This window comes from Mechercharimyces sp. CAU 1602 (assembly GCF_024753565.1).
Taxonomy (GTDB): domain Bacteria; phylum Bacillota; class Bacilli; order Thermoactinomycetales; family JANTPT01; genus Mechercharimyces.
Genome location: NZ_JANTPT010000001.1, coordinates 569701 through 592742 on the forward strand (window position 1 = coordinate 569701; position 23042 = coordinate 592742).

27 protein-coding genes and 7 tRNA genes are annotated in these 23042 nt (G+C 43.5%); 21 read left to right on the forward strand and 13 right to left on the reverse strand.

The features are described 5' to 3' along the window. Window positions 1-138 precede the first annotated feature (138 nt). From NXZ84_RS03055 to NXZ84_RS03065, 3 genes are all read right to left on the reverse strand, one after another. Complete coding sequence (locus tag NXZ84_RS03055; protein ID WP_258838816.1) at window positions 139-987, reverse strand: alpha/beta fold hydrolase; 849 nt, start codon at window positions 985-987, stop codon at window positions 139-141. A gap of 118 nt (window positions 988-1105) precedes the next feature. Next, entirely contained in the window at window positions 1106-2131 is a 1026-nt protein-coding gene (locus NXZ84_RS03060) for a cytochrome d ubiquinol oxidase subunit II (RefSeq protein WP_258838817.1), read from the reverse strand. A 20-nt stretch (window positions 2132-2151) separates the two neighbouring features. Beyond that, window positions 2152-3486, reverse strand: coding sequence for a cytochrome ubiquinol oxidase subunit I (locus tag NXZ84_RS03065; RefSeq protein ID WP_258838818.1), 1335 nt, complete (start codon window positions 3484-3486; stop codon window positions 2152-2154). 255 nt (window positions 3487-3741) lie between these two features. Between NXZ84_RS03065 and NXZ84_RS03070 the strand changes: the two genes are divergently transcribed. From NXZ84_RS03070 to NXZ84_RS03085, 4 genes are all read left to right on the forward strand, one after another. After that, window positions 3742-4719 carry a VanW family protein gene (locus NXZ84_RS03070; protein WP_258838819.1) on the forward strand — a complete coding sequence of 326 codons (978 nt, stop codon included), beginning with the start codon at window positions 3742-3744 and terminating at the stop codon, window positions 4717-4719. A gap of 193 nt (window positions 4720-4912) precedes the next feature. Then, window positions 4913-5896 (forward strand): 3D domain-containing protein, encoded by a 984-nt coding sequence (locus tag NXZ84_RS03075; RefSeq protein ID WP_258838820.1) that lies wholly within the window; start codon window positions 4913-4915, stop codon window positions 5894-5896. A gap of 170 nt (window positions 5897-6066) precedes the next feature. Further along, window positions 6067-7530 (forward strand): SEC-C metal-binding domain-containing protein, encoded by a 1464-nt coding sequence (locus NXZ84_RS03080; RefSeq protein ID WP_258838821.1) that lies wholly within the window; start codon window positions 6067-6069, stop codon window positions 7528-7530. An 86-nt stretch (window positions 7531-7616) separates the two neighbouring features. Then, entirely contained in the window at window positions 7617-7835 is a 219-nt protein-coding gene (locus NXZ84_RS03085; RefSeq protein WP_258838822.1) for a hypothetical protein, read from the forward strand. Between the two features lie 48 nt (window positions 7836-7883). Here the strand turns inward: NXZ84_RS03085 and NXZ84_RS03090 are convergent, their stop codons facing one another. Next, window positions 7884-8318: a GNAT family N-acetyltransferase gene (locus NXZ84_RS03090; RefSeq protein ID WP_258838823.1), complete on the reverse strand. Its 435-nt coding sequence runs from the start codon at window positions 8316-8318 to the stop codon at window positions 7884-7886. 16 nt (window positions 8319-8334) lie between these two features. Beyond that, a complete protein-coding gene (locus tag NXZ84_RS03095; RefSeq protein WP_258838824.1) occupies window positions 8335-8871 on the reverse strand; it encodes a 2'-5' RNA ligase family protein in 537 nt (178 codons plus the stop codon). Between the two features lie 504 nt (window positions 8872-9375). Here NXZ84_RS03095 and NXZ84_RS03100 point away from each other — a divergent pair. The 7 genes from NXZ84_RS03100 to NXZ84_RS03130 all read left to right on the forward strand — a co-directional run bounded on the left by NXZ84_RS03100 (window position 9376) and on the right by NXZ84_RS03130 (window position 10120). Beyond that, window positions 9376-9451 (forward strand) — tRNA-Met (locus NXZ84_RS03100). Between the two features lie 36 nt (window positions 9452-9487). Next, a tRNA-Met gene (locus NXZ84_RS03105) sits at window positions 9488-9563 on the forward strand. A 37-nt stretch (window positions 9564-9600) separates the two neighbouring features. After that, window positions 9601-9676, forward strand: a tRNA-Met gene (locus tag NXZ84_RS03110). A gap of 8 nt (window positions 9677-9684) precedes the next feature. Then, window positions 9685-9760 (forward strand) — tRNA-Asp (locus NXZ84_RS03115). 101 nt (window positions 9761-9861) lie between these two features. Next, window positions 9862-9937 (forward strand) — tRNA-Asp (locus tag NXZ84_RS03120). A gap of 10 nt (window positions 9938-9947) precedes the next feature. After that, window positions 9948-10023, forward strand: a tRNA-Ile gene (locus NXZ84_RS03125). Between the two features lie 22 nt (window positions 10024-10045). Further along, window positions 10046-10120, forward strand: a tRNA-Val gene (locus NXZ84_RS03130). A gap of 338 nt (window positions 10121-10458) precedes the next feature. Here NXZ84_RS03130 and NXZ84_RS03135 read toward each other — a convergent pair. The 3 genes from NXZ84_RS03135 to NXZ84_RS03145 all read right to left on the reverse strand — a co-directional run bounded on the left by NXZ84_RS03135 (window position 10459) and on the right by NXZ84_RS03145 (window position 12933). Beyond that, the gene (locus NXZ84_RS03135) at window positions 10459-10980 is read right to left on the reverse strand and encodes a DM13 domain-containing protein (RefSeq protein WP_258838825.1); all 522 of its coding nucleotides are present in this window, start codon (window positions 10978-10980) and stop codon (window positions 10459-10461) included. 254 nt (window positions 10981-11234) lie between these two features. Then, window positions 11235-12452 carry a DNA polymerase IV gene (gene dinB / locus NXZ84_RS03140; protein WP_258838826.1) on the reverse strand — a complete coding sequence of 406 codons (1218 nt, stop codon included), beginning with the start codon at window positions 12450-12452 and terminating at the stop codon, window positions 11235-11237. Window positions 12453-12531: 79 nt separating this feature from the next. After that, on the reverse strand, window positions 12532-12933 hold the full coding sequence (locus NXZ84_RS03145) for a DUF1885 family protein (RefSeq protein WP_258838827.1): 402 nt from the start codon (window positions 12931-12933) through the stop codon (window positions 12532-12534). A gap of 313 nt (window positions 12934-13246) precedes the next feature. On the opposite strand from NXZ84_RS03145, the gene NXZ84_RS03150 reads away from it, so the two are divergent. Then, window positions 13247-13696, forward strand: a complete 450-nt coding sequence (locus NXZ84_RS03150) for a hypothetical protein (protein ID WP_258838828.1) — start codon at window positions 13247-13249, stop codon at window positions 13694-13696. A 188-nt stretch (window positions 13697-13884) separates the two neighbouring features. Beyond that, entirely contained in the window at window positions 13885-14010 is a 126-nt protein-coding gene (locus tag NXZ84_RS03155) for a GapA-binding peptide SR1P (protein WP_258840318.1), read from the forward strand. A gap of 98 nt (window positions 14011-14108) precedes the next feature. On the opposite strand, the gene NXZ84_RS03160 is transcribed toward NXZ84_RS03155, so the two are convergent. From NXZ84_RS03160 to NXZ84_RS03170, 3 genes are all read right to left on the reverse strand, one after another. Beyond that, on the reverse strand, window positions 14109-15566 hold the full coding sequence (locus NXZ84_RS03160; RefSeq protein ID WP_483869631.1) for an aminotransferase class I/II-fold pyridoxal phosphate-dependent enzyme: 1458 nt from the start codon (window positions 15564-15566) through the stop codon (window positions 14109-14111). A 96-nt stretch (window positions 15567-15662) separates the two neighbouring features. Beyond that, the gene (locus tag NXZ84_RS03165; RefSeq protein WP_258838830.1) at window positions 15663-15881 is read right to left on the reverse strand and encodes a hypothetical protein; all 219 of its coding nucleotides are present in this window, start codon (window positions 15879-15881) and stop codon (window positions 15663-15665) included. A 462-nt stretch (window positions 15882-16343) separates the two neighbouring features. Further along, the gene (locus NXZ84_RS03170) at window positions 16344-16982 is read right to left on the reverse strand and encodes a YktB family protein (protein WP_258838831.1); all 639 of its coding nucleotides are present in this window, start codon (window positions 16980-16982) and stop codon (window positions 16344-16346) included. A 284-nt stretch (window positions 16983-17266) separates the two neighbouring features. On the opposite strand from NXZ84_RS03170, the gene NXZ84_RS03175 reads away from it, so the two are divergent. The 5 genes from NXZ84_RS03175 to NXZ84_RS03195 all read left to right on the forward strand — a co-directional run bounded on the left by NXZ84_RS03175 (window position 17267) and on the right by NXZ84_RS03195 (window position 19878). After that, window positions 17267-17458: a hypothetical protein gene (locus NXZ84_RS03175; protein ID WP_258838832.1), complete on the forward strand. Its 192-nt coding sequence runs from the start codon at window positions 17267-17269 to the stop codon at window positions 17456-17458. Window positions 17459-17654: 196 nt separating this feature from the next. Continuing rightward, window positions 17655-18389 (forward strand): glycerophosphodiester phosphodiesterase, encoded by a 735-nt coding sequence (locus tag NXZ84_RS03180; protein ID WP_258838833.1) that lies wholly within the window; start codon window positions 17655-17657, stop codon window positions 18387-18389. Window positions 18390-18429: 40 nt separating this feature from the next. Beyond that, entirely contained in the window at window positions 18430-19260 is an 831-nt protein-coding gene (locus NXZ84_RS03185; protein ID WP_258838834.1) for a deoxyribonuclease IV, read from the forward strand. 27 nt (window positions 19261-19287) lie between these two features. After that, window positions 19288-19572: a YlaH-like family protein gene (locus NXZ84_RS03190; protein WP_258838835.1), complete on the forward strand. Its 285-nt coding sequence runs from the start codon at window positions 19288-19290 to the stop codon at window positions 19570-19572. A gap of 30 nt (window positions 19573-19602) precedes the next feature. Further along, window positions 19603-19878 carry a hypothetical protein gene (locus NXZ84_RS03195; RefSeq protein ID WP_258838836.1) on the forward strand — a complete coding sequence of 92 codons (276 nt, stop codon included), beginning with the start codon at window positions 19603-19605 and terminating at the stop codon, window positions 19876-19878. 145 nt (window positions 19879-20023) lie between these two features. Here NXZ84_RS03195 and NXZ84_RS15185 read toward each other — a convergent pair whose 3' ends face one another. Continuing rightward, on the reverse strand, window positions 20024-20221 hold the full coding sequence (locus NXZ84_RS15185) for a DUF2197 domain-containing protein (protein ID WP_396653999.1): 198 nt from the start codon (window positions 20219-20221) through the stop codon (window positions 20024-20026). A 23-nt stretch (window positions 20222-20244) separates the two neighbouring features. Beyond that, window positions 20245-20580: a DUF5665 domain-containing protein gene (locus tag NXZ84_RS03205; protein WP_258838838.1), complete on the reverse strand. Its 336-nt coding sequence runs from the start codon at window positions 20578-20580 to the stop codon at window positions 20245-20247. Between the two features lie 137 nt (window positions 20581-20717). Here NXZ84_RS03205 and NXZ84_RS03210 point away from each other — a divergent pair, with 137 nt between their 5' ends. The 3 genes from NXZ84_RS03210 (at window position 20718) to NXZ84_RS03220 (ending at window position 22595) form a co-directional block, all read left to right on the forward strand. Continuing rightward, entirely contained in the window at window positions 20718-21170 is a 453-nt protein-coding gene (locus tag NXZ84_RS03210) for a PNPOx family protein (RefSeq protein WP_258838839.1), read from the forward strand. 132 nt (window positions 21171-21302) lie between these two features. After that, window positions 21303-21944, forward strand: coding sequence for an MBL fold metallo-hydrolase (locus NXZ84_RS03215; RefSeq protein WP_258838840.1), 642 nt, complete (start codon window positions 21303-21305; stop codon window positions 21942-21944). A gap of 90 nt (window positions 21945-22034) precedes the next feature. After that, window positions 22035-22595, forward strand: a complete 561-nt coding sequence (locus NXZ84_RS03220) for a beta-class carbonic anhydrase (RefSeq protein ID WP_258838841.1) — start codon at window positions 22035-22037, stop codon at window positions 22593-22595. Window positions 22596-23042: the final 447 nt, after the last annotated feature.

Consider the following 23042-nt stretch of genomic DNA (forward strand, 5'->3'; position numbering starts at 1 on the left):
GTGGGAAGGTTTTGAAATAAGCTGAAGGAGAATTTTACTTAGGAATTCAAATAACTAAAGGGTCAAACTTGGCCCTTTAGTTATTTGAGATAACCTTTTAGTCTCTGCTTCCTTGAAGTTTTAGTTGATGCTTGATCTCTAAGTTTCTAACAGAGCTGTGGCATATTCTTTCGTTGAGTCCACTTGGAGGAAATGCCCTGAATTTGGTAAGGTTTTAATTTTTGCTGACGGAAATGTTTCCCTAAGTATTTTTCCCGGTCCATCCCATGGTTGATTGGGATCCTTAAGTCCCCACACTAATGAGACTGGTACTTGAACTTTTTTTAGGGCGGGCATAATTTCGATGGTATGCTGTGGATTCAGTTGACCAAGCATTCTCTGGAATTTCGTGCGGCCATTCTTAGTACTTACTTTTTTATCCCAAAATATCCTTGAAACAACGCTTTTGGTTAAATGTCTTTTGTCAGATACTGCATTTTGAAGGGTAGATCTACCGATAGATGTGCTCCAAATTCCGGTTGAGGCAATGGGTGTGAATAATTTTAGCTTGGCAAGCTTAATCAGCGCCTCTATTCCTGGAACTGGCCATGAATCAGAGGTGATCGAATTGCTCAGCGTAAACTTATTAAATTTTTCTTCTATGTCTGTAATAAGTATTTGAGCTACACCGCCACCAATATCATGACCTATCAACCAAATATCTTCCATTCTTTCTTCCTTAATCCAATTAGCTAGAAGGTTAGCGGCTCCTTTTATTGAGTAATCTCCATCTGGCGGTAATTCTGTTTCTCCGTAACCTGGTAAATCAGGTGCTAAGCAATGCCATCCTTCATTACTTAAAAGCTCCATTACACCTCTCCATAACTCAGCATTGGCAGGGATACCATGGATCAAAAGAGCAAGTGGTCCATCTTTTGGACCAGATTCTAAATAAGAGAGTGAACTTCCATTCACAGTGCTCTTCTTTCTATCTACAAAGGGATTCATGTCATTTCCTCCTTGTATAGAGTAATAGACTGTACTAGTTATATCTTGATTTTTTCATCGAAGTATCATCCGTTCTTGTAAGGGATATGAAGGGCTTAGGTTTCTCTATGCGCGCGCCTTACTTTGTCTCTCCGCGCACATAGTTGGCGTCAAATATAAATAATCGCAGGAGTAATAAGAGCGAGGGTACTAACAAGATTAATCCTGCGAGAAAAGCGATGACGAGTGCCCACCCCATCGCCCCATTGGTAAATCCAGAATCGATCGTAATATACGGATAAAGTAAATAAGGTAGATGTGATGCCCCATATCCATAGAAAGCAAAGGCGAACTGAAGCATCACACATAGAAAGGCCCATCCCAGATATCGTTTTTTCCAAATTAAAATGACAGCGACAATAAAGAAGAGCAGGGACAAGATAAACATCCACCATAGACTCATCATATTAGCGAAATGAATAGGATTATGGTTTTCCAAAGCGACAAAGACGAGAAAGCTCGCTAGGATAGTTGGCAAGCTCCATACTAATGCATAGTTACGCAGAATGGACAATGCAGGCTCGTCTTGGGCGCGATGAGCATAGTAAGTGAGAAAGCTCGCACTGATAAACAAAATACTGATAAGCGCAAGCCAAACGACTGACCAGGAATAAGGACTGAGGAAAAATGTTTTGACAAGAAAGGTGACTTCTCCCTCAATAATGGCGATGTATCCTCCTTCTGATATGGTGAGTACAGTAGCCAGTGAGGCAGGGATGAAAAGACCCGTTATACCATACAGAAACATATAGATACGGCTTTGACGGGCACCGTATTGAGCAAAAGCATAGAAGGAGCCGCGAATCGTGAGTAGTACCAGTGCTACACTTGCGGGTAAGAGTAAGGCAGTACCATAATAATAAGCGGTATCAGGAAAGAAACCGATCATCCCGACAAAGAAGAAGACGAGGAAAACGTTGGTTACTTCCCACACGGGTGACAGATAGCGATTAATCACTTTGCCTACGATGGAATCTTTCTTGGTTAACATGCTGTAATAGGAGAAAAATCCTGCTCCAAAGTCGATGGAAGCAATGATCAGGTATCCGTATAAGAAAGTCCATAATACAGTGATCCCGATATATTCAAGCGGAAGCCAGTCCATATGCGTCCTCCTTCTAGATGTTAGTTGTGATCAGTCATGTGATCGATTTGAGCCAGCTCTGGTTCAGCTGGATTTTTCCGGAATAGGCGTAGCAGCACTGCGATCGCAATGGTAGCAAGTGCAATGTAGAGTAGGGTGAAGACCAAGAGTAGAAGTCCCACATTATTTGCAGTGGTAGCGGATTCGCTCACTTTCAAAAGTCCTGTTACCATCCAGGGTTGTCGTCCACGCTCGGCATACATCCATCCGAGTTCAACTGCAATGAAGGAGAGCGGACCACCTAAAAGAATACCCCGTAGAAGCCACCGATTCCATTCGTTTCCACGTTTCCACACCCATAATATGATAAAAAGGGCAGAGATAAAAAAGAGATACATACCGATCATTACCATGCCGTCAAAGTAGTAATGGACGAAAAGAGGAGGGCGGAGCTCTGCTGGTGTCTCATTTAACCCTTCTACTGTACCATCCAGTTTCCCTGTAGCTAAGAAGCTGAGCGCATAAGGAATCTCGATTGCTCCTCTGATCTCTTGTGTCTCTTCATCGAGGGTTCCTCCGAGGATTAAAGGTGCTTCTTTTGCTGTTTCGAAATGCCATTCAGCTGCCGCTAATTTTTCTGGTTGATACTGTGCCAAAAACTTGGCAGATAAATCTCCGGCTACGATGGTCGCAAGCGATAAGATCAGCCCTGTTACCATCGTAAATTTGATCGCTTTTTTATAGTACACATGGGTGCGTCCGCGTAGTATCAGGAATGCACTGATTGCAGCTAATAAAAAGGCACCTGTAAGGTAAGAAGAGGAGACTACATGTGCTACCTTCGTTGGCGTAGCCGGATTAAGCATTGCGGCGATGGGATCAATATTGGTAAGTTCTCTATCTTTTAACGTAAATCCAGCGGGTGTATTCATAAATGCGTTTACCGTTGTAATAAAGACGGCTGACATTGTTGATCCAATCACAATCGGGATTGAAGTAAGCCAGTGAACAATCGGTTTGAAGCGATCCCATGTATATAAATAGATCCCGAGAAAAATAGCCTCGAAAAAGAAAGCGAACGTTTCCATAAAGAGAGGGAGGCTGATGGCGTTTCCCACCAACTGCATAAAACTTGGCCATAGTAAGGAAAGCATCATGCCGATACATGTTCCGGTGACAACACCGACAGCAACGGTGATAACAAACCCACGCGTCCAGCGCTTGGCAAGAAGAATATAGTGTGGATCTCTTTTATAAATGCCCCACCCTTCAGCTAACGAGATTAGAAGTGGCAACCCGACACCGATGGTCGCCCAAATAATGTGGAAAGCGAGGGTTTCTCCCGTTAAGATTCGACTAAGCATGGTGCTATCCATGGTGATTCCTCCTTTGTGCCAGACACAGTCTGATATGTGATGGATGCAGTGAATCCATTTGTCCAGGTATTGTTTTATATCGTTATCATAGCGGAAACAGGGGAGAAGGATACTTATATGTGATTCTTTTCACAAAAGCATCACGCCGTGTTCACAGCCTCCTCACAAGCTGATCACACAATTGCAATAGAGTGTTGGAGTTTGTGATACCTTTTCTCTTTTCGACACAAGCTAACGAAGAGAAGAGGTAGGTGGATGCGGATGAAAATGTATATTGGTGTCTTTATGACCTGTGTCGTTATGTTGCTATCGGTTTCGTCTTCTATGTCGGTACATGTACCCTCCTCTGTGGTTTCTCTCTTACAGGAAGAAGGAACGACCGAGTTAGTCATGGAATGGAAGGGTCAGCGTTGGAAATTGGATCTCGCTCAGATCGGCTATGATGGTATTGATCCGATGAGCATAGATCGACGTGCTTTTTATGAATGGCTGCGAGTATTGGAGTTGCAAGTAAATCGTCTACCGCAGAATGCCTATTTTAGGGATCACAAAATTAAGCCCCATCGTAATGGCATTCAGATAGATCGAAATCAAATTGACGATTGGTTGGAGATGATTCATCTCTATCTACACCAACCGCAACCCCTACCCATTATTCAGATTCCCCCAGCGATTACGACTGAAACTTTGCGAAAAATCAAAGGGAAAAAATTGGGGTCGTATATGACTCGATTTAATCCTTCTAATCAGAACCGAGCCCATAATATTATGTTATCAGTGGAAGCATTGGATCATCGTGTTGTAGATGTTGGAGAGTATTTTTCTTTTAATGAAGTGGTGGGAGAGCGAACTGTGGAACGTGGCTATCGTCAAGCGCCTGTTATTGTGCGGGGGGAATATTCTGAGGGGATAGGTGGGGGGATTTGTCAGACTTCCTCGACACTGTTTAATGCAGTTGATGGGGCGGGCTTACGTATTGTCCAGCGGGTAAGTCATAGTAAGGAAGTAACCTATGTACCTGTTAAACGAGACGCTACGGTTTCCTGGGGTGGCCCCGATTTTCAATTTCAAAACCAGTTGAACCGCCCCGTATTAATTGTTGCTAAGGTAAGTCATGGTTGGCTTACGATTATGGTATATGGAACTGAAGAGATTGCACATCAGACGCGTGAGGTTCCACGTGCTCCAGAAAAAGAACCTCGGACACAACCTGCTCCTGCAAGAGTGGATTAAGTAAGTATTAGGGATTAATCATTCCAACTTAGGGAGTTTTTTAGTGAGGTCGAAATTGGGAATGATGGGGCTCGATTTGGTTTTATATTCCAAAAGCATGTTATTCACGATGATCTTCTGGATCATTTGCTCCTTCTCTGGTATAATTGTAGGCATCATTGTGCTTATTTGTTTAACACAAAGGAGGCGTTGGATGAAGAAGGGTCTCATCATAACGTTAAGTGTTGTTGCGTTGCTCATCGTATCCGTTGTAGTGACGGCATATTCGATGAAAGCAGATGTAGCGGTTGCCTTTAGTGACAAGAAAGAGGATGTAGAGGTAACCGTGTTGGGCGGAACTGTAGAAGAGGCTTTAGAGAAGAGTGGATATAATCTCAAAGAGATTAAAGATAAATATGAATCCAATATAGCATGGGATGAACCGGTGAAGAACGGCATGAAGATTTCGTTAACTTGTCGCTGTGAAGTTAATCTCCAAGTGGGAGATGACGATCTGGGCACTGTAGAGACGAGTGTGAGGACAGTAGGCGACTTGTTGAAGGAGCAAGAAGTGGAATTAGGAAAATGGGATCAAGTAAATCACCCCTTAGAGCAGACGATTACCGATGGTATGGAAGTCTCGGTCGATCGAATTGAAAAGAAAGTGAAAAAAGAAGTAAAAACGATCGATTATAAAGTAAAGAAAAAAGATGATGATGATCTTGCTAAAGGGGAAGAGAAAGTTGTTCGTGCAGGTAAAGAAGGTAAGAAAATTTATGAAGTTTCCATGATTTACAAAAATGGAAAATTAGTTGAATCTGAAACGGGAAAGCGGCTGGTTAAAGAGATTGCCGCTGTTGATAAGGAAGTAACGGTGGGAACGAAGGAGATCGTTGAGGTTGCTTCGGGTTCGATTGAAGGGTTAGAGTATAGCAAAGTGATTGAAGGTGAAGCGACTGGGTACACGGCTACTGGTAACCGCACAGCGACGGGAACCGTGCCGAAACGTGGAACGATTGCTGTCGATCCTAGCGTGATTCCATTAGGAACGAAACTTTATATTCCCGGTTATGGTTATGGTGTTGCTGAAGATACGGGTGGTGCAGTTAATGGAAACATTATTGATTTGTTTTTTACCTCGCGTAGCGAAGCATTGCAGTGGGGCAGACGTGGCGTCACTATTTATGTCCTCAAGTAGTTACAGCATTGATGCTGTAACTTTTTTTTGTAAATAAAGGCGAACATTTATTGAAAGATTTCGTTTATCAGTATAAAATGTGTGGACAAGGACTTTTTGTTTGGATTTTTGTCGAATCTATCTTTCTTGTATACTGGAACCAATGATGTCCTAGATACGAGGTGTATACCATGCCGGGCCGTAATGATCCGTGCTCCTGCGGTAGTGGGAGGAAATATAAGAAATGTTGTGAGCGAGTGGTGGCGATTAAGGCAGCAGAGAGTGCGCGTGATGTACGGGAAGGAAAGCAGAAGTCGGGATTACTAAATGATTTGTATGGTTGGTATGAAAAACAGCTGCTGAAGAGGAACATAGACGAATGGACTGATTTATTTAAACGAGAGATGGGCTTATCACTTCATGCGCCTCTCCCGGAGAGTCTTTATTTTGCCTACCACTATTGGATGATTTTCGACACGCCTTGCTTTGCAGGCAGACGTCCAGTTCAGTGCTGGGCTGAATCGTTTATACCGCAAAAATGGGACAAACCCGTGGTAGAAGATCTCTGTTCTGTTCACCTCACGTACTATGAAGTGATGCAGGTACAAGGAAGCCGCGTGCGCCTCTATGCTCCTTTGTCGCAGGATTATTATACAGTGTATGTGGCTGAACCTTTGCAGGAAGAAATGCTTGTGTTTGCTCGTCTTTCTCGTTTAGGTAATCGCTATCAGATGATTGGTCCCTATACATTATTTAGATCAAGTTTAAAGGAGGAGATTCTCTTGCACATACGAAAAAATGCAGAACGTAGCGGAGAATCAGAATCCACTTATTGGGAGAGGCATCGACTTCAAGTAGTAGGGTGGTCGCTCCAACGTGCGCAGGAACGGGGACGAGAAGAGCGTGAGAATAAAGAATCCACTTTAATTTCTTCTCCCTCAACACAGGAGCAACGACGTTTGCTCTCGCCGCCTCTTGCTAGTGAGACGGGCCTTTCAGATGGAATAGCGGAACAGCTGAGTCGTTTCTACTCAGAGTACGTCTCCACATTGCAAGAGCGAACACGCAATCTATACCAACAAACATTGGATTGGCTATGTGAGTACATCTCCTCCTATTTCGGACTCTCTTTTCACTGGAATTCTTTAGATGAAAAGGCACTCCTTCATTTCCTCGCTGTATGGTACCCACAAGTAGGTCCGAAAAGCGCTGTACGAGCGAAGATTTTTCTCAATACGCTTAAACAATTATTTCGCTGGTTAGACCAAGTAAAGATAGGTCCTGTCTATACGCATTTCCGTCCTTTATATCATGTTTTGATCGGGGCGCTGCCCGCTGCTTTCGAGGCAAAGAATTGGATGATCGAGGAAAGTGTTGGCACAGATCCTGTCTCATCTGCTGAAGAGAATCGTGCGGGGATATTTCGTGTCGATGTTACGGCTACTGGACCAGTGGCTTGGATCGATGGCAAGATGGCACCAGTTAAAAGTAAAGGTTTACCTTCACCGTGCGTGGAGATGGATTTCTGGGTACAGGGAGTACTTAGAGTTGTTAAAGGGCAAGTGGAGTTTGAGCGATTAGAGCGGGTTTATCCCATGATGGCAGAAGAGAGTGCGTCACAGGAGCAATTGAAGAAGGAGAGTTGGAGTAGGTAGATATTTCTTGTTGGTGTACTGATGGAGATCACTAACTTGAGATATACTATGAGGGCACTCAACAAATAGGCGAGGAGGCGCTCTCATTGCTCCGCTTTCTACAAAAATTTGCGCGGAATATGAACATGGGTGACGATGATAAACAGGCCGGTAGCACTCCAGGTGATGATCGGAATTTGGAGAAACTCATGAATGAATTTGGCGAGGAATTTTTGCAAAAGGAAGGGAAAGACTCGAAAGGGTCTGATGCGAGTAAGGAGCAAATCGGAAAGATGCTAGAAGAAGAGTTGAAAAAATTGACCTGATGTTGAGTGTAAGAGCACCCCTAATTAGGGGTGCTCTGTTTTTATCTTTTACAACTTTTTGCGCATGCGGATGTGTTCGATCCCTGCGTCCATGAAGGTATCCCCTTCGGCTTGGTAGCCGGCACGTTCATAAAATCCCTGGGCTTGTACTTGGGCATTTAAGATGATGCCAGTTGCTTGTTTCTCTTTAGCATGCTCCTCCATCTTTTGGAGGAGCTTCATTCCGATTCCGCCTTTACGGTATTCTTTGAGTACAGCGATACGCTCCGCTTTGGCTGTGTTTTCATCTATGAAGCGGATTCGGCTGGTGGCAACATGTTTTTCGTCAGGGGTGATGATGAGAAAGTGGGTCGCATCCTCTTCGTGATGATCTATCTCCTCGTCGGCAGGGACATGTTGTTCTTCCACAAAGACAATTTTACGAATATAAAAAGCCTGCTCGATTTGTTGGCGCGATTTGGCTGTAATGACTTTTAGGTTCACGGGATTTTTTCTCCTTTTATTCCTTATGTCCATTTAAAATAAAGCTTTGGTATAAGCACCACGATTGATTTTCCAACTGGTAGAGAAGATGAAAGCGATCAATCTTGGTTTCAATACTTATGTTAGTCATTCTGAGACTTCCGTACACATCGAGAAGCTCATCTTCAGAAAGCTTTTGTCCGATTGTGATATGGGGGATAAAAGCGTAGGTCTCAGGGTGGCTGAGCGGACCCTCATTGATCAGATCGTGTAGTTGGATAATATCAGCCCCGTCGTACATGGAGACGTATATCGTATTGCTGTTGGGATGAAAGGTGCCGATTTTGTTGAGGAAGATGGTGAAGGGAGCTGTCCTTTCAGCTACTTTTTCTAAATGCTGTACAATATTGGTGATCGTCTCCTCTTGATTCCCTGTTTCCTCCTCGAGCGTGAACGCTTCTTTTAACGTGATATGTGGTGGGATGAGACCGTAATGGGGATCATATCGTTTCCGATATGAGTTGGCAATGTCTTGTACTTTTTTTTCAGGGAATATCGCTACTCCATATTTCATGAAAATCGCCTCCTTCTAGTAAATGAAAGATGATATGACTTTAGACACCCATCTGAGCGTATGATAGTGAGCTAGCGATAGTTTTGCTTTTCTGTGTGGTGTTGGAAATAAGAATGGTTGCCAGGTGGAGGGTTGATTTCTATATTATGCCCCACAGAGTGTAAATAAAGGTCTTTGGCAGAAATTATAGCAAAAAAACGCTTCATTTGCGAGGGATGGAGAGAGCGATTATCAAAAAAGAGCAGCGTCAAAGCTGCTCATGTTCGAGGAGGGAACATCTGTCCAATGGCAGGTACAGATGGTCTTTGGCAAACGATTGTTTCGTTTGCTGATCTATAGTATGCGAAACGTAGAAGAACTGGTATCCGCTCATGAATGAAATATGCGTTTATCCTGCAGTTTTATATAAAATATTCGAGTGAACCCTTGCGCATTTTTTTTGTATGTAGTATAGTATTAATTGTCGCTGATAAACATGCTTCGCTTTTAGAGGCGAAATATTGACGCGGGATAGAGCAGTTGGTAGCTCGTCGGGCTCATAATCCGGAGGTCGCAGGTTCAAGTCCTGCTCCCGCAACCACATATCATATCAGATTGATTATCGCACATACATTGACGCGGGATAGAGCAGTTGGTAGCTCGTCGGGCTCATAATCCGGAGGTCGCAGGTTCAAGTCCTGCTCCCGCAACCACATATCATCTCAGATTTGATTATCGCACATACATTGACGCGGGGTAGAGCAGTTGGTAGCTCGTCGGGCTCATAACCCGGAGGTCGCAGGTTCAAGTCCTGCCCCCGCAACCAAATAATGCGGAGCTGTGGTGTAGGGGTTAACATGCCTGCCTGTCACGCAGGAGATCGCGGGTTCGAATCCCGTCAGCTCCGCCATGTTATTTAAAGATATATATGGTACAGTGAATTAAGTGACTGCTACGCATATTCGAGATCGTTAGCGCCCATCGTTACTTTATCTTTTGCAACCAAATAATGGAGCTGTGGTGTAGGGGTTAACATGCCTGCCTGTCACGCAGGAGATCGCGGGTTCGAATCCCGTCAGCTCCGCCACTTTACTTAAGGGCCTATAGCTCAGTTGGTAGAGCAGTCGGCTCATAACCGATAGGTCACAGGTTCGAGTCCTGTTGGGCCCACCAGTCGTTGTATAAGATAACGTAAGGGCAGTTAGCTCAGGGGGAGAGCGCTTCCTTGACACGGAAGAGGTCGTTGGTTCGATTCCAATACTGCCCACCAGATGCAATCTTTGTTATACTTTATGGAGTATGTAGCAAGGAGAAATATAAAAGTTTCTAACATTTTTCTAGCGCAGAAAAATGTTTTTTTAATTTGATCAGCAGTGATGTTAGACGATTTGCTCATCTGTTGCTGAAACAATGTAATTTTCAACAGATGAGCAAATGAACCAATAAAAATATCTAATCGCTGTGTTTAGACGGATGGCATGATGAAATCTACCTTTATGACAGCGTTTAATAGATCTGTTCAAAAGGGGTTTTCAACTAATTGCTCATCTGTTGTAATCTTTAGTAAGCTTACAGAAAAGATAATCTTATAGAAATCCTTATATAAAGTCACTTTAAAGAAGCAGAAGCAAAATTAACAGAGAACCTTTCACACCATATAGAGACGGAACGAAATTTATCCAGGTCTACATGATCCGGTATTTCATAGTTCTGATCACCTTTATTTCCTTTCATTTTACCGAGCGAGATGTAGTTATCTTTCGAGATATCCGTACTCTTTTTGATTTCGGGGAGTGCAACAAGATAGATTTTGACATCAGGCCCATTATCGGTTTCGAACTGTGTAAACCGTAACATACGTTTACCATTAGCCAATTGATATATGGTAGCCTTTCCTTTTCCATCATGAGAACGGTCCCCTTTTTGGAAGTTACCTTGGTAGAGTATCTGAGGTTCTTCTGTCCTTTCATTTGGAGACGTTTGTGATGGTTGGGATTGAGGATGAGGGAACTCTTCATCTACTTGTTGATCCAAAATGAGTGTTTCGGGACGGAAGACCAGCCATAATCCGAGGAACGCGACCACTACAAGACCGCATAGAATCCACTTGTTTTTCGTCATCTTCACCATTCCTTCATCTCTTAGAGTGGAAACCATGATTTTCTCGTAGCCTGTTGCTTACTCAAAAGCGAGGAATAACGCAAGCATGAGCACCACTGAAAACATAAATAGCCTCGTATAAGTATCTTTCAACACACACAGAGGTCAACCATGGGATACAGACATCTTACTACATATAAATTTCAAAAGAATTTCTAATTGATTGCAAGCACCCATTAGAGTGCATAACTGTATATTGCTAACTTTAGCGAGTGCAGTGATCCTTAGATATGGTGTCCGCCGATTTTAGTTGTGTGATCTTTGAATAGACTTGCTTCTAAGAGTGAGTGAGCATAACACATGCTTTTTACTCCATAGCGCTGTTGGATCGAATCGATTGCTGTAGTTAGCTTTTTATATTTCTCATTATTTCCAAATAAATCTAGTTGGACGCCATTCTCTTCTCGCTGGAGATTGGATAACGTGATCCCGATTTGACGCACAGGTCGATGATTCCAATGGCGCTGGAACAGTATTTCGATGGCTTGATAAATCATGCGACCAATCTGGGTCGCTTCATCGAGGCTGAGGCTGCGGTGGATGGAGAAGTCGTTTCCGCGCAAGGCTAACGTGATTGTTCGTCCTAAGGAAGCTGCCAATCGTGCCCTTCGTGCTACATTTTCTGCTAACTCATAGAGGACGAGTAGAATATCTTTCGCCTCAATGTAATCGTAAGGGAGGGTAAACTGGTGGCCGATGGAGTGGTTGATATCTAGTGAATGCGGATCGACGGGACTCTGATCCATTCCATGTGCAGATTGATAAAGGACGCGACCAATAATACCGAAGCGATGTTCTAGTCGGGTTGGATCAGTATGAGCTAAGTCACCAATTGTGCGAATCCCCATCTTATTGAAGTGAAAATTCATGCGCGAACCCACCCCGAACAGCTTGTTGATGGGGAGTGGCCATATCTTCCTAGGAACCTGGTTAGCAGTGATTGAAGTGAGTCCATCTGGTTTTTCCATCTCAGCTGCCATTTTGGCGAGCAATTTGTTTGGTCCGATACCGATTGAACAGGAGACACCTAGCTCTGTGCGAATACGTTGCTTGATTTGATGAGCGACATGCTCTTTTTTTCCCAGCAATTTTTCACTACCCGTTAGTTCAAGGAACGCTTCATCAATGGAAAAGGGCTCAACCGAGGGAGAAAATTGTTGTAGAAGTTGAATAATCCGTGTAGAGACTTGAATATAGGTACCCATATGGGGAGGAACTAGTTGAGCAGTTGGGCAAAGGCTTTTAGCTTCATGAACGGGCATCGCTGTTTTTACGCCATAATGTTTAGCTTCATAAGAGGCGGCTAAAACGATGCCACGCCGTTTTTGAGGATCACCACAAACAATGAGCGGCTTTCCTTGGTACTGTGGATGTAGCGTTTGCTCTACACTGGCATAAAAAGCGTTCATGTCGGCAAGTAGGATAGTACGGTTATCTTCCATAGTGTTTCCTCCATGTATAGAACGTTTGTTCCTATTCTTATTATATGAACTGGAGGATAGAAAACAACAGGGAATATTTTCAATCTTGGAAGGATTGGACGCGTCCGTTAAATAACGTAAGTTTAGCCTGATGTAGAGTAGCTAAATAGCGACACAGTTCATTAGCCTTCCCTTTATCTCCGAAAGAAGCTGTCGAGGGAAGTAGTACATGAATCGTGCTAGTCCCACTCGGTTCCTCTTGCACTCCTATCATCAAGGTGCGATAGCGCGGTGGGGAAGTGCTCTTCAATAGAAGCCACTCGTCAGAATATTGATGATACATTTGGATTTTATAGGGGAAAGCTGCCTCTTCATAAGGCCAACTCAGTTGTTTACCAGTACGGGCTAACTTTTGCTGATATTCTATAAGCGTGTGATGTAGATCGGCTAACGATATGGTTTCTTGTAGGTGAATATAGGCGCAAGTTGTCATCAGATCCATCCCTTTCTATCTGAAATACCGAACTATTCACAGTATAGCATGAATGGTATCGGTAGATAAAGGAAGAGCGGGTATGATAAAAATAACCAATCCACTAGATTTAGAATGAATAAGTGTTCAAGTTTATGTGAATAAATGGAATGTAAATGCTGAGAATGATTTGAAATCAATGGAATAATGAAGGTTCGTTGGATGGAATCAGGAAATGCGTGTGAGATAGAATCTATAAAATATTATGATTTCACATTGTAAAAAGGTGGCTTCTATGATAAGATGAAGCCGACTGGATAAAGATGCGATGGGAGATGAACGGATGCATAAAGCGGATCTTTTGGACGAAGTCCGTGCTGACATCGGTCTTGCTTCCGATAAACTCGGTCAAGATATCGGAAGACTGTATCAGATAGCGGGAGAGATTATGTATCAGAAAGTGCCTGCTTATCAGTCCGTAGCAGTCTACCTGTCAAATAGGACTCAGTTTGAGTGCGTATTTCAGGAAGGGTATAGTCCCTATCCACCCGTTATCCGTTTTGGTGAAGGCTTACATAGTTTGGCAGCAGTACGTGGCAGTGTAGTGCGTGAAAAAGTAGGTGTAAATATAGAGATATATGTTCCTTTTTACCATGGTCATCATTTAGTGGGTGAGTTAGTGGTTATGGGAGAAGAGTTTGGAAGTATTGATGAGGAGGACGTTGCGCTATTTAGCGAGGTTGCCTCTTTATTTGAAACAAAAGTGAAGGACGCGATCCGAGATGAGGGCTAGTTTGTAGCGTGACGATACAGATGAATAGATTGAATAGATGTGAGTGGGAAAGAAGAGGGCGGTCTTAAGCTCTCTTTTTTTGTTTACCTTCATTTAGGCGTTGACTTCTATTAGTGTGACGCAATATAATAAATGTAACACACTATAGAGGGAAATAAAGACGAATTAGGAGGGGAACATGTATGGAGATGATTGTTTGTCAATCATGTGATCAAGTGGTGTCGTACATGAATGCGGAGAAGTGCGGGACATTGTACGGCCGTTGCGACTCATGTAAGGATGGAAAGCACAAAGCAGAGAGACGAACAAAGTAGTAAATGATAAGGAATTGGGAAAGAAGGAACTCCATAATTGGATATGATGTCAAATAAAAAAAGAGCATCCACAGTGAGTACCACGGGATGCTCTTTTTTTATTTGATCACATGAATGGTGTTAATATCTGGATCTTGCGGGCCTTGTACTGGTAAACCGGCATCAATATGCTTCTCAATATAACTGATATTCTCTTGCGTAATGCGTTCACCCGGTAAGAGGACTGGAATGCCTGGTGGGTAAATCATAACAAATTCGGCGGTAATCGCTCCTGCTGATTCTTTGAAAGGAATTGCGATGGTGTCCGCGTAAAAAGCATCTCGTGGCGAGACAGCCAGTTCGGGAATGTCAGGAAGACGTACGGTTTCACGGTTGCGCTCATCGGGAGTATAAAAGCGTGAAGCTAATTCTGTAAGGGCATTAAGTAGTGCTGAGATGGAAGCTTCGGAATCGCCTGGTGTAATGATGCACAAGATGTTGTATAGATCGCTTAACTCTACTTCTATACGGTGCTCATTACGCAACCACTTCTCTGCGTCGTAACCTGTGATCCCAAGTTGATGTAGATGGATTGTTAACTTGGTTTCATCCATATCATAATGGGCATCCCCATCGAGAAGCTCTCGTCCAAAACAGTATAGTCCATCGATTTGATTAATTTTATCTCTGGTGAAACGAGCTAAACGCAATGCTTCGTCTAGGCGCTCCCTTCCCTTGGTGGCTAAATAGCGACGTGCAGTGTCAAGAGAGGCCAGGAGTAAATACGAAGTAGAAGTTGTTGTCAACATACTGATAATAGCTTGTACACGATGGGGGTTGATACGCTCTGTACGGATATTGAGTACAGAACTCTGTGTAAGAGACCCTCCTAATTTGTGCATACTGGTAGCCGCCATATCAGCGCCTGCCTGCATCGCTGAGAGTGGTAGCTCATTGTGGAAGTGAGTGTGAACACCATGTGCTTCATCTACGATTACGGGGATACCGCGTTGGTGTATACGAGCGATAACCTGTTCTAGATTGACGGTAATTCCGTAGTATGTTGGATTGATAAGAAGAACGGCTTTTGCATCAGGATGAGCGCGTAAAACGCGTTCTACTTCATGTTCTGTTACACCATGCGCAATGCCAAGTTGTTCATCCATCACAGGGTGGGCGAACACGGGGTGGGCACCAGCTAAGATCACGGCGGTAAGTACAGATTTGTGTACATTTCGTGGAACGATAATTTTATCTCCTGGTTTGACGACAGACATGACCATGGTCATAATAGCGCCACTGGTTCCCTGAACAGAAAAGAATGTATAATCAGCTCCAAATGCTTTGGCGGCAAGCGTTTGCGCTTCTTCAATTGCTCCATGAGGGCGATGAAGGTCATCTAACGGTTCAATATTTATCAGGTCGATGGAGAGAGCATTGGGACCGATAAAAGAACGAAACTCAGGATCCATGCCTTGCCCCTTTTTATGACCTGGGATATGAAAAGGAATCGTTTGCCGGTTGGCATGTTCTTGTAGACAAGTGAATAGCGGTGATTGGTTTTGATTGTTTGACATCGACATATCCTGCTTTCATTGTGGTAAATATCTCTGCACAGTATAGCAAAACCAATCACCAAGTGAAAGTGAAAGCGAAGTATCGCCATAAAAAAATTAATAACGATACGGAGGAAGAGAATATGTGTGCTGAAGGGATTGCGGTATAACAGGACGACCAGGAGCTTGTTTTCCAGGGTCTACTATAATCGGACGGGGGTGAGCAGGACGAGGGTGAGGGTTAGGGCTAGGATCAGGAAGTTGCGCTTTTCCATAAACAGGGACCCAGTGCACACAAACCATCGGAATCCAGCCAGTTGGACAGGGAGGATACATAAAGGCACCTCCTTTCATGGAGCTAATAAAGACCAGGGTAATAGGGATAGATGGGCTCTCCAGGTGTAGGGATGATGGGTCGAGGGCGACGGATGGGACGTGGTTCTATTGTAACGGGTCGTCCAGGAAGGATGGGAAAAGGAGCGGGTGATCCTGCATGGAATGGATGGGGAGGATGAGTGATAGGTGGCCGAATGTCCCCCGGAATATGGGCACTCCAATAGAAAGAGGATAGTGAAGGGAACAAGAAAGAATCCTCCTTTCATAGTGACGAAGAAGAGCTATGATAACCTATGAAAGGAAGAGGAGAAGCGTTCACCCGTGCATCATAAGAAGGGTATTTGCCCATCTTGAGGACAGGTAGGGCTTTACCAGTAGATTCTACTTTACGTAGGGGAATATTTAAAGTATAATTTTTTAAAAATATATACAATATCGATTTTATAAAGAAATAGTAGATTTTTATGTGGAGGGCACTCGTAAAGCCAGTTCATATAAGGGCGAGAGTGCGGCAAAGGTAGACTCTATCAAGGAAAGGAGTTGTTCCTCATCTTGTATGCGAGTATCTGTGGCGGGGATGACGACACCACAGAGGAATTCCTCTTTTTTGATACGGGTGAGTCGTTCCAGTCGCTGCTCCATAGCAGTAAAATCCAATTCCTCAAGGGGGGTAGTATCTGGTTTAGTGTGGTCATTGGACACGACAAAATGATTGGGAAGAGATTGCCACAACGAATCTTCCTTCTGGAGCGATTGAGCAAAATTAGCTTTGTAAGGGTATTCGTAAATGAGTGCGAACAAGATGAAGAGTTCATTTTCGCGTAACCCTACTTGAAAATGAGGCAAGGATTTATAGCCCCTTTTATTTGTTGACCAGGCTACCCATGTTTCATCAGGTGGATTTACACTGCGACGTGCATGTTTAGCTACATGGGGTGTAAATTCAGCTCCGAGTGAGGCGGACAGATAAGGAGTGATAACCTCTCCAATTGCTTCAAGCTTGGGACGAATCTCCGCCTTAAGTGCTTCCATCCGGGCATTTAATCCAGGTATCGCAAAAACGGCAAAGTCATTCTGATTAAACTGAATGTGTGTACTCATCTTTTATCACCATCCTAGCTATAGGTTGTGCCATAATGTAACCCATAATAACATAGGCACCACCTTTTTATCCAAAAGCAAAATGTATGCAATAAAAGAAAGAAAATATTGATGATTTGGTATAATGCTGTGACCAATGAGGGGGGATTTGCGTAAATTATAGTAACAACCAGAAATACGGACTTCTTGATCACAAGGTTTATTTTCTCATTAATGCGGATATGCTGGATTCAGAAACAAAGAACATCTAGTGTAACCGAATAGAAAAGGGGTGCAGTGAAACGGTGGAAGAAGTGATTAAAGCATTTAAGTGTCGGACGCCGGAGGAAAGAATCCCTGTTTTGCGGTTGGAGTTGGACTATGAGTTGGCACGTCTCCATGAAGCCATCGTCGAGCAAAACACCCATCGAAAAGATCAGTGTAAAGCACGACTGCGGGAAATTCGTAAGGAAATGATGATGCTAGAAGCGCTATAGACGCACAAAGACGATAGAAAAATAAAAATATATAGATATATAGAGTGTACTCACAAGTGGGGGTGCACTTTTGTCTTGTGGGCAGCTTGCAGAGGACAAGTTGTTTGATAATCGACGCAAAGTATTCTATGATGGAATCGACTATACTTTTTGTGGACACATGCGCTAAAATTGTGGGATGAGAGAGGAAGGAATCATGCAACAGGTAAAAGTGTATGCACACCGTGGATTCTCTGCCCAAGCACCCGAAAACACGATGGGAGCCTTTCGGGCGGCGATTGAAGCAGGGGCTGATGGTATTGAGTTGGACGTACAATTAACCCGTGATGGTGAAGTAGTCGTGATCCATGATGATACAGTGGATCGGACGACAGACGGGAGAGGTGAGGTATCCGCCCTGTCGCTGTTGGAACTCCAGCGTTTAGAAGCGGGTAGCTGGTTTGCACAGGAGTTTGTAGGGGAAAAAATCCCGTCCCTACGAGATGTGCTCGCTCTAGTCAGTCAGCATGGGTTGGAATTAAATATTGAGTTGAAAAGCTCGTTAGCTAGGGATTCAGAATTGGAACAGAAAGTACTGGCACAAGTAAAAGAATTTGATTGGCTCGAGAAAACTATTTTTTCATCTTTCCAGCATGAACGTTTAAAACGGCTGTTGAGGATAGAAGCGGGTGTGTCGACTGCTCCTCTCTATATGGCTGGATTTTTAAAGCCATGGCGCTACTGTCAGCAAGAAGGCTTTACTTCTATTCACCCATATTATATGGGAGTACAGGAAGAAGTGGTGACGGGTTGTCACCAGCATGGAATTAAAGTAAGAACGTACACGGTCAACGAAGAAGAGTGGATGAAACGCTTCATCCATCTGGGTGTAGATGCTATTATGACAGATCATCCAGATCGTTTGCGCAAGCTGATCGATCAAGGATATTAAGGGAAGAAGTGCGCTATATCTGGCGAAAAGGAGCAAATTTATGAAAATCGGTTGTCATATAAGTGTGGCCAAAGGGCTGTATAAAGCGTCACAACGTGCACACGAAGTGGGAGCGGAATCTTTTCAGGTATTTACAAAAAATCCGCGGGGGTTGCGTCCGAAAAAACTTAATTATGCAGATGCGGAAAAAGGTGTTGCTTATTGCCAAGAGCACGGGATTACATTAGTGGCTCATACACCCTATATTACAAATTTATCCACATATAAGGAAGACTTACATGAAGTGACGATCCGTTCCATTAAAGAAGATTTACATATTGCGGAAACCTACGGTGCAATTGGAGCCGTCGTTCACTGTGGAAAGCATACTGGCAAGGGAGAAGAGTATGGGACAGAGCGGATGGTTGAAACATTAAATAAGATATTACAGGAGTACGAGGGTCCAACGAAATTATTATTAGAAAATACAGCAGGACAAGGGACAGAGCTAGGGTTGCAGATTGAAGATTTGGTGAAGATCCGAAATGCAACGGAGTATCCGGAGAAGATTGGTTTTTGTTTTGATACTTGTCACGGTTTTGCTTCGGGAGCATGGTCGGAAGACAGTTTTGAACAATTAGTTGCAACCATGAAGGAGACAGGGTATCTGGATAGTTTAGTCGCTATTCATTTTAACGATAGCAAAACTCCTTTTAACAGCCGTAAAGATCGTCATGAAAAGATTGGAAAAGGGGAGATTGGTGAAGCGGCGCTGGCTAAGTTTTTACGCAGCGAGGCATTCCAAAACCAGCCCGTCATATTAGAAACTCCGGTAGACGATGAAGGGGAATATGAAGAGGAAATTCGCTACTTACATCATTTAAAAGGGTAAGCCGATTGTGAGAGGGGAGATAGATTCGTGGCGCAGATAGAGACGTGGTTACAAAACCCTTGGGTCGCCTATTTCGTTATTTTGCTGGCAACCATGCTTGTATACAAAGTGGCATTTGCGATAGAATTGCCGATTTTAAAGTCGGTCGTTATCTATCTTGTATTGGCGATTGTATGTTATTTCTTTATGCTGATGTATCTCATTTTGCAAGCACCTATTATACAAATCCTTTTGATTACACTGTTCATTATTGCTATTGCCCGCTGGCGTATGCGAGGGCCGAAGCGATCTAGCCGCGAAAAGCCAGAATAAGAAAAGAAAGCAAAAAGGGAGAGGGCTTTCATGCAGAGAGAAGAGGCACTTCTTAATTGGTTACAGATGAAGATCGTGTGTGAAGCCAGGCCGCATGATCGCGCAGCTAGAGATACAGAACAGTTTTTTGCTACCATGCTACGTGAAGATCATGGGATTGATATTCTTCATGTCAGTTTAGAAGACTCTTTCTTCCGTGTTCGGTATACATGTGAAGATAAGCAAGAGGAAAAAGAGTACCCGCAGCCGGTAGCGCGACAATTACTAGATATGATTCAGGCAGAACCGAAATATAATGAACAGTAAAGAATAGTAAAAACCCTCTTCTATCGTAGTGAGAGGGTTTTCGTCTGATGTAAGTATGTGATAAGGGATAAGGGAAAAGTGCGTTTGGATGTTTGTGTTACAAAGAAATGAAGTGGGCGTAGTGGGAATAAAAGGAGGAATCTTTTCATTCAAACTTTCGTTGTGGGAAGGAAAGGGGATGACCGCTAGCTTTTTTCCCCCTGCGGGCCATGGTTTTGAACGTAATTCGCTCATCGCATTGTGGACAGAGAAACATGCGGTGCGGATGTTTCTGTAGTCGGCGGGATTGCTTATTATTAGGGGTAAAGGGCCGGTCGCATAAAATGCAAGTGAGCTGTTCCATGGATCAAACTCCTTTTTCATGGTTTAAGGGGTGGACTGATCAACAATACTTTTCAGTTCACTAATTGTATCTGTTAAAAAGGGAAGATCGGATAGCTGAGATAAGAGGATACTGAGCAAACTGATGACGATAGCGGTACCGATTGTAAGCCCTAAGCCTCGGCTTAGACCAGCCAACAGATTAATCCAGATCACACGCTTTGGATCGGTGTAGTGGAAGAGCAAGTCTTGGACACGAGACTGTTCCATCCACAGCGACAGCTTATGCAGGTGTTGGTTTAATTGATCTGTTTCCTCCGTTAACTTTTCAGTCTTTCTGATCCACTCAGGATACTCCGTCATCTTATTCGGTTTCATCATACATCGTTCCTTTCTAAGTGAATTACTATACTCATACCCGTTTTTTTGCAAAAGAAGACTATTTTCGAAGGGGATGTTGGGTATCGTAAGGAAGTCAGAGAAGAGGACGACTATAATGAGTGAAAGGGGAATGCAGTATGGCAAAGCAAATAACAACATTGGATCGACCACTGTATAATAAGTTACAGCGGGAAGGGTATGTATTATTAGCCACTATGGACAAAGAGACAGGGGCACCACAGATGAATGCCATCTCTTGGGTCTATGCTCCAAGTGAACAACTTATTCGTATGGCAGTACATGATCAATCGCGCATTGTAGAAAATGTGCAAGCGCACCCGCTGTTAGCGATTACAATGATTGCAGAGGGCAGTACGTATGAAATCGCTTGTCGGGTTAAAGGCGTACAAGCTTCTATTCCAGATGTGAAAATTAAGCTAGCCTTAATTGAAGCTGAAGTACAAACGGTTCGAGATGTGATGTTTTATGGTGCGAAGATGATTCAAGAGCCCCGCTTCGATAAAACGTATGATAAAGAAGCGGCCGAAAAGCTGGATCAACAAGTGATGGCCGCTTTGAAGCAAGGGTAAGTATAGGTGTGAAAGAGGGGGACTTTGTAGATCATCTACCAATGTCCCTCTATCCATGGTGTGATTAGGCAATGACTTGACCGATTGGTCAGGTTAAGGCGGTCGAAGGTATGGAAGGGAGAGTGGAATGAAATGAAAGTAAGTATGTTTCCTTTGGGGGCGTTGGCTACTAATTGTTATGTGGTTTATGATGATGAGAGTAGGGAAGCCCTTGTTATTGATCCTGGAATGAATCCAGGAGTAGCTATAAAAGAGATAAAAGAAAAGAACCTCCAGGTACAAGCCATTTTGTTAACGCATGCACATTTTGACCATATTGGTGGTCTAGAAGAGGTACGAGCAGAAACAGGAGCCCCAGTATATATACATGCGGTAGAAAAAGATTGGCTTACCGATGCTAGCCGCAATGGTTCGGGTCTTTGGCCCGGCTTTTCACCCATTGTATGCCAACCAGCTGAACAACTCTTACAAGGGGGAGAAGAGCTTAGTTTCTTAGGTAAACATATCCACGTATTTTTTACACCAGGTCATTCTCCGGGTAGTGTCACCTTTTATTTATCCGGGGTAGGGGCATTTAGTGGGGATGCATTGTTTGCAGGCTCTATTGGACGAACAGATTTACCAGGAGGAGATCAAACAGCGTTGATGAACTCTATTTATGAAGTGTTGATGGAACTACCAGGGCAAACAGTGATTTACCCAGGCCATGGGCCACGGACAACGATCGGGCAAGAACAAGCGACCAATCCGTTTTTAACGGGTATGATGCGTTAGAAAAGTATTCGGGTATCGCTGGTCTGTAGGTTTATCTTTATGCGCGTGGAGGAATCTTAAGAATAAAAGGACACGTGAGGAGAGAATCAAATGCCGAGACTACATGAACTTTTACAACATAATGAGCTGTTTGTAAAGCAGAAAAAGTACGAACCGTTTCTTACATCAGGTTTACCAGAGAAGAAATTAGTAGTAATCACATGTATGGATACTCGTTTGACAGAGTTACTTCCAAAGGCGATGAATCTTGTTAACGGTGATGCTAAGATGATTAAAACTGCAGGAGCGATAGTGCGTGAGCCTTTTGGTCAGGTAATGAGTAGCCTCTTCGTTGCTCTGTATGAATTAGGTGCGGAGGAAGTGTGCGTAGTGGGTCATCATGGTTGTGGGATGGGAGCGATTCAGCCGCAAAGCACTCTAAAAAAAATGGAAGAGCGCGGTATCCACGCTGAAACGATCGCCACACTGGAACGCGCAGGTGTGGGTGTTAAAGAATGGTTGCGTGGCTTCAATTCTGTCGAGGAAAGTGTACAGCAAAGCGTTGATCTCATTCGCCAACATCCGCTGTTGCCTGCAGGAGTTTATGTTCATGGCCTTGTAATTGACCCTGAGACGGGAAAGTTAGATGTGGTAACGGATGGATATGAGTAGAGGGACAGGCAAACTTTGCTCCCCTCTGTACAAACCGATTTCGTTTCTGTTGAAAGGACTTTGTTATAAGAAAAAAATAGATAATGGACATGATCGCATGTTTGCGACAAAGGAGCAAGGATCATGTCCCATTCCCTCAATGTTTAATTACCTAATGGACATAATGAATAGCCTGTCCTCCGTGTATCATCTTTGGCGAATCAGAAAGCTAATGACTGAACATGTTCTAACTGAGCTCCGGAGTGGATAGTAGATGTGGAGATTGTAAACCTATGCTAGAAATATTTTTAGAATTAATCGAGGGAAGAGACGATATTTGCTTCTTCGTATATTTAAAAGTAGACACGAAACTAAGAGGGGAAAATCATTTTTCTCACTTATACTCTGAACTACCTATTGCCTTAGATAATGGGGAGATAGCTAGGGGATATGGGGTAGTTGAATATC

Excerpts from the sequence above, each read along its gene's own strand:
- NXZ84_RS03055 (WP_258838816.1), bottom strand. The coding sequence starts at position 987 with ATGAATCCCTTTGTAGATAGAAAGAAGAGCACTGTGAATGGAAGTTCA.
- NXZ84_RS03060 (WP_258838817.1), bottom strand. The coding sequence starts at position 2,131 with ATGGACTGGCTTCCGCTTGAATATATCGGGATCACTGTATTATGGACT.
- NXZ84_RS03065 (WP_258838818.1), bottom strand. The coding sequence starts at position 3,486 with ATGGATAGCACCATGCTTAGTCGAATCTTAACGGGAGAAACCCTCGCT.
- NXZ84_RS03070 (WP_258838819.1), top strand. The coding sequence starts at position 3,742 with ATGCGGATGAAAATGTATATTGGTGTCTTTATGACCTGTGTCGTTATG.
- NXZ84_RS03075 (WP_258838820.1), top strand. The coding sequence starts at position 4,913 with ATGAAGAAGGGTCTCATCATAACGTTAAGTGTTGTTGCGTTGCTCATC.
- NXZ84_RS03080 (WP_258838821.1), top strand. The coding sequence starts at position 6,067 with ATGCCGGGCCGTAATGATCCGTGCTCCTGCGGTAGTGGGAGGAAATAT.
- NXZ84_RS03095 (WP_258838824.1), bottom strand. The coding sequence starts at position 8,871 with ATGAAATATGGAGTAGCGATATTCCCTGAAAAAAAAGTACAAGACATT.
- NXZ84_RS03135 (WP_258838825.1), bottom strand. The coding sequence starts at position 10,980 with ATGGTGAAGATGACGAAAAACAAGTGGATTCTATGCGGTCTTGTAGTG.
- dinB (WP_258838826.1), bottom strand. The coding sequence starts at position 12,452 with ATGGAAGATAACCGTACTATCCTACTTGCCGACATGAACGCTTTTTAT.
- NXZ84_RS03145 (WP_258838827.1), bottom strand. The coding sequence starts at position 12,933 with ATGGATCTGATGACAACTTGCGCCTATATTCACCTACAAGAAACCATA.
- NXZ84_RS03150 (WP_258838828.1), top strand. The coding sequence starts at position 13,247 with ATGCATAAAGCGGATCTTTTGGACGAAGTCCGTGCTGACATCGGTCTT.
- NXZ84_RS03155 (WP_258840318.1), top strand. The coding sequence starts at position 13,885 with ATGATTGTTTGTCAATCATGTGATCAAGTGGTGTCGTACATGAATGCG.
- NXZ84_RS03160 (WP_483869631.1), bottom strand. The coding sequence starts at position 15,566 with ATGTCAAACAATCAAAACCAATCACCGCTATTCACTTGTCTACAAGAA.
- NXZ84_RS03165 (WP_258838830.1), bottom strand. The coding sequence starts at position 15,881 with ATGTATCCTCCCTGTCCAACTGGCTGGATTCCGATGGTTTGTGTGCAC.
- NXZ84_RS03170 (WP_258838831.1), bottom strand. The coding sequence starts at position 16,982 with ATGAGTACACACATTCAGTTTAATCAGAATGACTTTGCCGTTTTTGCG.
- NXZ84_RS03180 (WP_258838833.1), top strand. The coding sequence starts at position 17,655 with ATGCAACAGGTAAAAGTGTATGCACACCGTGGATTCTCTGCCCAAGCA.
- NXZ84_RS03185 (WP_258838834.1), top strand. The coding sequence starts at position 18,430 with ATGAAAATCGGTTGTCATATAAGTGTGGCCAAAGGGCTGTATAAAGCG.
- NXZ84_RS03195 (WP_258838836.1), top strand. The coding sequence starts at position 19,603 with ATGCAGAGAGAAGAGGCACTTCTTAATTGGTTACAGATGAAGATCGTG.
- NXZ84_RS15185 (WP_396653999.1), bottom strand. The coding sequence starts at position 20,221 with ATGGAACAGCTCACTTGCATTTTATGCGACCGGCCCTTTACCCCTAAT.
- NXZ84_RS03205 (WP_258838838.1), bottom strand. The coding sequence starts at position 20,580 with ATGATGAAACCGAATAAGATGACGGAGTATCCTGAGTGGATCAGAAAG.
- NXZ84_RS03210 (WP_258838839.1), top strand. The coding sequence starts at position 20,718 with ATGGCAAAGCAAATAACAACATTGGATCGACCACTGTATAATAAGTTA.
- NXZ84_RS03215 (WP_258838840.1), top strand. The coding sequence starts at position 21,303 with ATGAAAGTAAGTATGTTTCCTTTGGGGGCGTTGGCTACTAATTGTTAT.
- NXZ84_RS03220 (WP_258838841.1), top strand. The coding sequence starts at position 22,035 with ATGCCGAGACTACATGAACTTTTACAACATAATGAGCTGTTTGTAAAG.